Annotated in this window: 7 protein-coding genes and 2 pseudogenes; 1 reads left to right on the top strand and 8 read right to left on the bottom strand. The window is 59.4% G+C overall.

What is annotated here, in order from left to right:
• Positions 1-368: Tn3 family transposase (locus tag A3722_RS02690; RefSeq protein WP_150120411.1), on the top strand; the 368-nt coding region annotated here is incomplete at its 5' end.
• 197 nt (positions 369-565) lie between these two features.
• On the opposite strand, the pseudogene A3722_RS02685 reads toward A3722_RS02690, so the two are convergent.
• The 8 genes and pseudogenes from A3722_RS02685 to A3722_RS23045 all read right to left on the bottom strand — a co-directional run.
• Positions 566-925 (bottom strand): annotated as a pseudogene (locus tag A3722_RS02685) (ATP-binding protein); the annotation flags it as partial.
• Positions 922-1,641 carry a response regulator gene (locus tag A3722_RS02680; RefSeq protein WP_009827250.1) on the bottom strand — a complete coding sequence of 240 codons (720 nt, stop codon included), beginning with the start codon at positions 1,639-1,641 and terminating at the stop codon, positions 922-924. The pseudogene A3722_RS02685 and the gene A3722_RS02680, both read right to left, overlap by 4 nt.
• A gap of 105 nt (positions 1,642-1,746) precedes the next feature.
• Complete coding sequence (locus A3722_RS02675; protein WP_009827249.1) at positions 1,747-3,012, bottom strand: ABC transporter transmembrane domain-containing protein; 1,266 nt, start codon at positions 3,010-3,012, stop codon at positions 1,747-1,749.
• A gap of 10 nt (positions 3,013-3,022) precedes the next feature.
• On the bottom strand, positions 3,023-3,556 hold the full coding sequence (locus A3722_RS02670) for a cupredoxin domain-containing protein (RefSeq protein WP_009827248.1): 534 nt from the start codon (positions 3,554-3,556) through the stop codon (positions 3,023-3,025).
• Between the two features lie 227 nt (positions 3,557-3,783).
• Complete coding sequence (locus tag A3722_RS02665; RefSeq protein ID WP_009827247.1) at positions 3,784-4,281, bottom strand: cupredoxin domain-containing protein; 498 nt, start codon at positions 4,279-4,281, stop codon at positions 3,784-3,786.
• Positions 4,282-4,365: 84 nt separating this feature from the next.
• Positions 4,366-5,085, bottom strand: a complete 720-nt coding sequence (locus tag A3722_RS02660) for a copper resistance protein B (RefSeq protein ID WP_067625555.1) — start codon at positions 5,083-5,085, stop codon at positions 4,366-4,368.
• A gap of 26 nt (positions 5,086-5,111) precedes the next feature.
• A complete protein-coding gene (locus A3722_RS02655) occupies positions 5,112-7,073 on the bottom strand; it encodes a copper resistance system multicopper oxidase (protein WP_082849330.1) in 1,962 nt (653 codons plus the stop codon).
• A gap of 523 nt (positions 7,074-7,596) precedes the next feature.
• Positions 7,597-7,821, bottom strand: a pseudogene (locus tag A3722_RS23045) (DDE-type integrase/transposase/recombinase); the annotation flags it as partial.
• Between the last annotated feature and the right edge of the window lie 169 nt (positions 7,822-7,990).

Raw genomic sequence — 7,990 nt, 5'->3', positions numbered from 1 at the left:
TGCGTGAAATCGGTCGCATCGAGCGCACGCTCTTCATCATCGACTGGCTGCTTGATGCCGACATGCAGCGTCGTGCCCAGATTGGCCTCAACAAGGGCGAGGCCCATCACGCCCTAAAAAACGCCCTGCGCATCGGGCGGCAGGGCGAAATCCGCGATCGGACCGTCGAAGGTCAGCACTACCGTATGGCAGGGCTGAACCTGCTGGCCGCCATCATCATCTACTGGAACACCAAGCACCTCGGGCAGGCTGTCACACGGCGCCAACACGTCGGATTAGACTGTCCATCCGATCTCCTGGGGCACATCTCGCCTCTCGGATGGGCACACATCCTCCTCACAGGCGAGTATAAGTGGAAAAAACGATGAAGGGCTGGCTTAGGGTGTCATTCTGCACTCAGCCGGAATCTACCCCAGATGGTCACCGCGGGGCGCGCATCGGGTTGCCGTCACTCGGGCCGCTGTGCTTGACGGAAGGCTAGGCGTCTCAAAGCGGGCCGCTTAACCACCAAGTTTTGCCCACTCCCGTTGGATTTCCCATCTCACAATTAAGGGCTACGCGACACATGGATTTCGATGCGGATGTCGCGGCTGTAGTCATCGCCCAGAAGAGCCCTCACCCGCGCCTCGACCGCGCCGCCTGCGTCATGATCCGTATGCACAACCTCCGGCTCTTCGGTCAGGTTGAAACGGATCAATGGAGAGGTCGCGGCGCGAATGATCTGGGGGTGCAGCTCCGGAGGCGCGCCTTCGATCAGTTGTGCTACATTGGCGGCCCGTCCGGCGGCTTCCGCGCCGATCGCCGCCTGCACGGCGAGTGTTCTTTCGTCAACGAAGAACCAGAGGCTCACCGCCTGCGCCACGACGATAACACCCAGCACCAAGAGTGAGATCTGCGTGCGCAGTCTCCACGGGCGCGTTTTCACGAACTGACCTCGACATCGCAGGTCAGGCTGTAACCGCCGTTGCGCACGGTGGAGATGACACGGGGGCGCAATACGTCCGGTTCGATCTTGCTGCGCAGGCGGCTGATCTGATTGTCGATCGTCCGGTCAAGCGGTCCGGCCACGCGCCCCGCTGTCATTTCCAGCAGCTCATCGCGGCTCATGACGATACGCGGGCGTTCGAGCAGGATGGACAGGAGTTTCAGCTCACCGGAGGTTACCTGATTGCGGGTGCCGTCCGGGGCGGTCAGGGTCCGTCCGTCATAGTCCAGTTCGAGATGGGCGAACCGGATGCGCTTGCCCGCGAATGGGTCCTGCGGAGGGCTCTTCTCGCTGCGTCGCATGATGGCCCTGATCCGGGCCAACAACTCGCGCGGATTGAAGGGTTTGGAGAGATAATCATCCGCGCCGCCTTCCAGACCCTCGATGCGGTCGTCGTCCTCTCCGAGGGCGGTCAGCATCAGGACCGGTGTGCCGCACTCCTGACGCAATCTTTTGCACGCAGTCAGCCCGTCTTCGCCGGGCATCATCACATCGAGCACGATCAGATCGAAAGAATGTCTTGCGCGCTGAGCGTCCATCTCTGCGGCACTTTCGGCGACCGAGGTTCGCATGCCGTTCCGTTCGAGATAGCTTGAAACGGAATTGCGGATCTCGTCATGGTCGTCGACGACCAGAATGTGGGCAGGTTCGCTCATACCCGGTGTATATCAAACCGCCGGTGTAAATGTCCGCCCCCTCTTTGTAGCCAAATGTAACGGCAGTTTGACGCGTCGCGGGAGCAGGGGGGACAATAGGAGCCCTCAAGTCTGCGACAGCGCATGTTCCGGCGGTCTGCGGATCGCCAGCCGGTGCACCCCGGCGGATTGCTGTTCTTCCATGCGGGGCGGCGTCCCGGCGAAGAAGGTCGTGATTTCCTGATACCTGATCCGCGTATCCTCAAGCGCCTGATAGTATCGGAAAAGCTCCTTCAGTGGGGCCGAAAAGTCTTTGTGCGCGGCGAGGACCGCGACCAGTGCCCCAAGCGTGATCCGGCCTTCGATGACGAAATATCCGCCAAGTGAGTAGAACAGAAACGGTGTCAGCGCCGTCAGAAAGTTGTTGAGCGCCTTGATGAAGAACTTGAGACGAAAGATCCTTCTGCGTACCTGCTCCAGCGCCTTGAAACTAGCGCCCGCCGCCGACAGGCCGGACGAGGCGCCCTGTCGTTCGCGCAACTGCTCGCTCAGTTGCCTGCCAAGATCGCGGACCTCTTTGATCCGGATACGCGACAGGGTGTTCACCCGGCGCTGCAGCTTCGGGAGCAGAATAAGCTGAATGGGCAACACGGTCAGCGCGGCGGCACCCAGGATCGGGTCCTGAATGAACATGAACAGCAGAATGGTGAAAAGCGTGCCACCCTGCAAAACCGGCAGGGTCAGGACTTCGGCCGCGAAGCCGCCGATGGGTTCCACTTCCTGTGCGAGTATTGGGACGATCTCGCTTTGCTCGGACGCCTCCGCATCCGAGCGCCACCGCCGATAGATCAGCAGCCTGAAGCGTCGGAGAAACCGCTCCGCCGTATAGCCCTTGAAGACGTTGAGCGTGTATTTGATGAGTCCGTTCAGGCTGATCGACAGCAAATACAGCCCGCAAAGCAGCAGCAGGAATATGACCTGATCCAAACTCTGGCCCAGAACCTCGACCGGGAAAGTCGCGGATTCCAGCGCATTGTTCACGATCTGCTTGGGCAGTTCCAAGGTCAGATACAGGATCGGAAGCGCGAGAAGGCTCAGCATGATCATCTGCGCCTGCTGCCGTCTGGTGTAGCGCAGGACCGAGCTGAACAACCCGGCATCAAGCCCCCTCACGTGGTTCATGCGCGCGACCGGTTTTGCCGGGCGGCTCCAGAGCCGCAGGATACCGCGCAGGACGAGATAGAGGGCGACGCCGATCAGCAATCCCGGCGCCAGGACCAGAATGAGGTGAATGAACGGATGAACCCAGTCCGGCGTCGTATCATTGTAATCGTATCCGAAGAGGGCGGAGACGTCATGTACGAGGACGTGATACCTGTCCATCAGCGACATTGGAGCGCGCTCAATATCCGGCGGGTGAGGCGAGGTGATCATGCACGATGATGACCCCCCACATCCCGGCATCTCTGTGGCCGGGGACCAGACAGGCAAATTCCAGATTGGTCACGTCTGAAAACTTCCAGATCAGTTCCCCGGTTTCACCGCTGGGTATCGATATGAAGTTGGCGGCGTCATGGGTCATGTCCGGATGCTCCTGCATCCATTGCCGGTTTTCGGTGACTTCATCGAAGGAGCCGAGAAAGAAAGTGTGATCGAGTTTGCCGGAGTTCGTGACCCGAAAGCGGACAACCGCTCCGTTCTCGATGTGAAGCGCATCCGGATCAAAGAGCATGTAACCGCTTCCGGTCTCCCTGACCGTGATGTCGACCGTCCTGTCGGGCGTGGCATCGCCGGGGGGTTCTCCGATCGGGTCATGGTCCGGAAGGTCGTAGGCCCTCAGATGGGGTTGCTGGCTTTTGCCATCGGACGCATGCGCGGAGAGGGCGGACAAGATGAGCGCTGCCGCGAGGGTGCAAGTTTTGAACGATGTCTTCATGTGCTCAACGCCTCCGCAGTAGGGGAAATTCTAGAACCGGGTTTATTCGATCGATTGAAGCCGTGAGCCCAAGGGTTCAGCAAACGTCGGATCTGGGTACTACCGCCGCTGGCGCGGTACACCATCGTCGCAGACGGGCGCCCAACGGGGGAAAGAACGGGCGCGGTGTACGCCCGTTCTGGTATTAACGTTATCGCAAGGCGGTGCTCGCGATCCGCACTGACCGTTTAGTGAGTAACGGAGACTTCGCGGAACATGCCGGATTCGTAATGACCGGGGATCAGGCAAGCAGCTTCGAACGTGCCGTTATTTGCAAATGTCCAGATGATTTCGGCATCTTCGCCGGGCGCGAGCCGGATGCGGTTGGGCTCATTATGACCCATATTCATACCGCTCATATCCGCCATTTCGTTCTTGTGCGCGGCGTTCTTCTTTTGCGAGTCGAGAATGAACTCATGGTCCAACTCGCCCTCGTTGCGGACGACGAAACGGACGGTCTCGCCTTCTTTGAAATCCAGATCGCCGCCCTTGAACAGCATTTCGCCGTCGTCTGTTTCGACCATGTCGATCTCGACCGTGCGGTCCACCGCAGCGGCATCGCCGGGCATGCCGATCTTCATTTCTCCATGGGTGTCGCCGGACTTGTTTCCGTGAGCCGCTTCGCCGGCAAACCCCGGTGCCGCAAAGGAGGAAGCCAGTGCGATTGTCAGCAGTAGATGTTTCATCTGTTTAGTCCTTGGTTGCTTTTGGGTTCAGGTATTGGCCGGAGGACTCATCAGCCCTCCGGATTGCTCCCGCAGGAACAAATCTCAGAATTGAAGGCGTGTACCCATCACGACCGAGAACTCATCTGTATCCCCACCGGCCGCGCGGGTGATGTCCCGCGTGTCGCCGAACGAGGTCTCGTAGTTGACGCCGATATAGGGTGAGACCGCACGGTCGATGAGGTCGTAACTCAGCCGCGCACCGATCTCCATGACTGCGCCACCCGCACCCCGCCCCCGGGCGATGTCATCCTTCAGCGGCATATCGATCTCGATGTTCGGGGTCAGGATCAGACGGTTGGTAAGGAGCAGTTCGTATTCCGCCTCGAAACTGAAGAACGAATAGTCGGAGAGGTAGAGATCGGCGTCGATCTCGAACCACTGCGGCGCGAGCCCTTTTACCCCCACGACAGCCGCGTAGCGTTCCGGAACGCCCTCGGGTGTGCTGGCATAGGCTCCGACCACGCCGTTAAAGAAGGTCGAGATTGGAAACCGGAGACGTAGCTGGTTTTCGAGGCTTTCGAACTCATCGGACGAAAGACCGTATTCAGCTTCGCTGCGCCACACCAGCTTGAGCTCATCCGTGCCGATGAGGGCGTCGAAATCCCAGACAAGGACCTCTTCGTCATCCAGTGCGCGAATTTCCAACTGTTCCGCCTGCACGCCCCAGATCAGCTGTTCGGTCTGTTTGACGGGCTGAGCCTGCACGAGCGAGGCCCAAGGAAGGATGAGGCCGGCCAGTCCGGCGAGTTGACTGTATTTCATTACGTTCGTCCTTTGTATTTCCCGGCTCAAGCCGCGCGTCCCTTGACCACGACCTTGCGGAACATTCCCGCCCGCGCGTGGTAGCTGAGGTGACAGTGGAACGCCCATTGACCGGGGGCGTCGGCCTCGACTTCGATGTCCGTCGTGGCGGCGGGATTGATGTTCACGGTGTGCTTGATGGGATTGCGCGGACCGTGACCGGCATCGATGATCGACCACATCCCGTGCAGGTGCATCGGATGCGACATCATCGTTTCGTTGATGAACCGCATGCGCACCCGCTCGCCGTATCGGAGCGTGATCGGGGCGGCATCGTCGTATTTCACGTCGTTGATCGACCAGATGTAGCGCTCCATGTTACCGGTCAGCCGCAACACGATGGTGCGTGAGGGTGCGCGGTGACGGTAACGAGGGCTGGCGGCGCGCAGGTCTGCGTAGGACAGGAACTTGCCGCCGTTGTACGCGACAGGCGTCAGTCCGCTGCCCGGGACATAGAACGGATCGCCGCCATCAGACATTGCCATTCCGCTCATACCGTCCATTGCGGGCTTCTGCATCTGGGCATGGTTCATGCCTGACATCGGTGCCTTTTTCTTCTGCTGCATCTGCGTGTGGTCCATGCCGTCCATCGCAGGCTTTTGCATCTGCGTATGGTCCATCCCAGCCATCGAAGTCTTTTTCTTCGGCTTTTCCTCTGACGGGGTCATCGCAGGCATCGGGGGCTGCTGGCTGGATTGCATGTTTGAATGGTCCATGCCTGTCATGTCGGTGTGGTTCATTCCGGTCATGTTCTGCATGACGTGGTCGCCCATACCCATGCCCATATCCATACCGCCCATCATGCCGCTCATGTCGGCCATGGTGAGCAAGGGCTTGGGTCTGAGACGGGGCACGGCACCGGCATAGCCCTCTCTGGGTGACAGGGTGCCCCGAACAAGCCCGTTGCGGCCCATGGATTCCGCAATAATGCTATAGACCTTGTTCTGCGTAGGCTGGACGATGACATCATAGGTCTCGGCAACCGCGACCCGCAGTTCATCCACGGCGACAGGCTCCACATCGTTGCCGTCAGCCTGCACGACGACCATTTTCAGTCCCGGTATCCGCATGTCGAAGTAGGTCATCGCGGAGGAGTTGATGATCCGAAGGCGGACCTTCTCACCGGGCCGGAACAAACCGGTCCAGTTTTGCGACGTGCTGCGACCGTTGATCAGCGAGGTAAATCCCTGCACGTCTTCGACGTCGCTCGGCAGCATGCGCATGCGCCCCCACATGCGGCGCTCTTTCAGCGTCGCCTTGAGACCGTCCATGCGGGCGTCCCGGATCAGGTCCTGAAAAGTGCGCTGCGAACGGTTGTAGTAGTCGGACTGCATCTTGAGGTTCCGCAAGATGCGGTTGCCCGGATGGGGATGTTTGTCGGCCAGCTGAACGACATAGTCGCGGTGCGCTGGTATGCGTTCCCTGCCGCGCGGCTCGATCACGATCGCACCGTAGGCGCCATCCGGCTCCTGAAGGCCTGAATGGCTGTGGAACCAATAGGTCCCGGCCTGCTGGATCGGGAAGCGATAGGTAAAGGTCTGACCGGGGGCGATGCCGTTGAAGCTGATCCCCGGAACGCCGTCCTGACGGAAGGGCACGATAAGTCCATGCCAGTGGATCGAGGTGCTTTCGCTGAGGTTGTTGGTCACGTTTATCGTAACCTCCTCACCTTCCTTGAAGCGCAGGATCGTCGGAATCTGGCTGCGGTTGTAGCCCACGCCCATCTTCTGAAAATCGCCCGTGTTGATGCGCACCGGGTCGACTGTGATATTGTAGGTTCCCTGAGAGGTCACCTGCGTGGAGCCATGCGCGCTCAACGCTTTGGGCATCGCAAAAGCCGCAGCCGCAGCCAAGCCGAACTGACGCCGCGACAACCCCTTCGCCAGCTCTTCAGAGGTACTGAGCGCCGTATCCCAGAGGGCCAGCTGCTTTCTATTGAAGAATTGCATTCGTTTTCCTTGTATTAGTCTGTCTGAAAGGTGCCGCAGCGCGCGTGCTCAAGGGTTCGACGGCGTTTTGGAGGTCAGTCGCACCCGGCTCGGCACAGTTCGCTTCGAACACGGCACGTGCCGGGGGGCGTTTACGCGCGGTTCTGCCTTGCAACTTGCGAGGGTCAGCGCGGGGCCTGTTTCGAGTTCTGAATTTGTCGGATCCATGATTCACGTGCCCTCCGTGGAACTGGAGGTTTTATAGCCGGAACGCCTGCAAAGGATCAAGAATACATATGGTTACATATGGGGTTAGGGTGTGCTGACCGTCGGTAGGGTGGGTGGTTGCTGATGTGATTTGCTTTGGTTCGGGAAGGGCGAAGGGGCGCCTACGCAGTTGCCCGAAGGTTCGCGAACGCGCTTGATGTAGATCATCTTTCGCTTGCTATGCCCGGTTTCCAGAGATGATCGGCGAAAGACAGGCTCATCCAAGGGCATTGCCAAGTTGGGTGATCGTGGGCGCAAGGGGGCGTGGCGTGAGCGCTTATGCGGTCATCTGGAGCGCATAGTCGTTCCACAGGCTGAAGGCGTCAGCCCGTGCGTGGCGGTATGAAGATGCGGTGAGACGATAGCGACGGGGACGGAAGAGGGTGTTTATCTGATCATGGGCCGCGAGGAATCTCTGCGCCTGTCGTTGGGACTTGAAGCGCCCCATGATTTTCTCTCGCCGTCGCGTTGGTCTATGTGAGCCCTCGATCCGGTTGTTCAGATGGGGTGGTTGCCGTCCTCCCCAAACGGCATCGCAATGTGCCAAGGTCGTGGTGTTCAAAGCCACAAGAAGGAAAGGACGGCTAATGATAGATACAATGATCGGAGTGGACCTGGCGAAGAATGTTTTCCATCTTCATGGGGCCAGCATGACCGGGCAGTTGAAATTT

This window comes from Sulfitobacter sp. HI0027, assembly GCF_001634775.1.
Taxonomy (GTDB): Bacteria; Pseudomonadota; Alphaproteobacteria; order Rhodobacterales; family Rhodobacteraceae; genus Sulfitobacter.
Note: the sequence above shows the minus strand (reverse complement) of the source record. Positions and strands in the feature narration are given on the sequence as shown.

Coding starts and splice junctions, on each gene's coding strand:
- A3722_RS02670 (WP_009827248.1), bottom strand. CDS start 3,556: ATGAAGACATCGTTCAAAACTTGCACCCTCGCGGCAGCGCTCATCTTG.
- A3722_RS02655 (WP_082849330.1), bottom strand. CDS start 7,073: ATGCAATTCTTCAATAGAAAGCAGCTGGCCCTCTGGGATACGGCGCTC.
- A3722_RS02675 (WP_009827249.1), bottom strand. CDS start 3,012: ATGTCGCTGATGGACAGGTATCACGTCCTCGTACATGACGTCTCCGCC.
- A3722_RS02680 (WP_009827250.1), bottom strand. CDS start 1,641: ATGAGCGAACCTGCCCACATTCTGGTCGTCGACGACCATGACGAGATC.
- A3722_RS02660 (WP_067625555.1), bottom strand. CDS start 5,085: ATGAAATACAGTCAACTCGCCGGACTGGCCGGCCTCATCCTTCCTTGG.
- A3722_RS02665 (WP_009827247.1), bottom strand. CDS start 4,281: ATGAAACATCTACTGCTGACAATCGCACTGGCTTCCTCCTTTGCGGCA.